Source organism: Pseudoalteromonas fuliginea, assembly GCF_000690055.1.
Classification (GTDB): Bacteria; Pseudomonadota; Gammaproteobacteria; order Enterobacterales; family Alteromonadaceae; genus Pseudoalteromonas; species Pseudoalteromonas fuliginea.
Genome location: NZ_JJNZ01000303.1, coordinates 1 through 514 on the forward strand (window position 1 = coordinate 1; position 514 = coordinate 514).

The following is a 514-nucleotide window of genomic DNA, read 5'->3' on the forward strand; positions in this document are numbered from 1 at the left end:
CCACCCCTCTCTAATCGCCACATAAATCACAACACCCCAAAGCGTTGCGCTGAGTAATAATGTTTGTTTAGTTGGCATTGATAGCCTCCTTTAAACCCAATGCGCGAGCGGCTGCCCCGCAGATCATTACTGCAAATACAATGTAAACACCTGTAAGAAAGTAAGAGCTTTCAGCGATGAATGGAAGTGGCAAGAATGCTAAGAATGCCGCTAGTGCAAATTTAAATAGTTTAGTTTTCACTGTGCTTCTCCAATCTTGCGAATGTTACTGTTTCTGCGTAAGAGCGATCTTGATTATGAGTGTCAGTAGCTCCAATAAGGATAGCTCCGCGCTTATAGTTGTTGCTTTCAGCTATGACAGTTGCCTCTGCTGCATTCATACTATTAAGCGCAAGATAGGACATTATTAGAGACAATCCATAAATCTCAGAGCCTTTGCCGATCCGTATTAAGTTTGGTGTTGCACCATCCCTGTCAGATATATGGTTAAAGATAACGCTCCATCTATCTTCGT

The 514-nt window shown here is 42.4% G+C and carries 2 protein-coding genes; both read right to left on the minus strand.

The window, feature by feature from the left end; translation table 11 throughout:
* Positions 1–67: 67 nt before the first annotated feature.
* Positions 68–241: a hypothetical protein gene (locus DC53_RS22350; RefSeq protein WP_167331247.1), complete on the minus strand. Its 174-nt coding sequence runs from the start codon at positions 239–241 to the stop codon at positions 68–70.
* Positions 231–514 (minus strand): hypothetical protein (locus DC53_RS22490; RefSeq protein ID WP_033032884.1); only part of this gene is annotated, 284 nt, incomplete at its 5' end. The genes DC53_RS22490 and DC53_RS22350, both read right to left, overlap by 11 nt.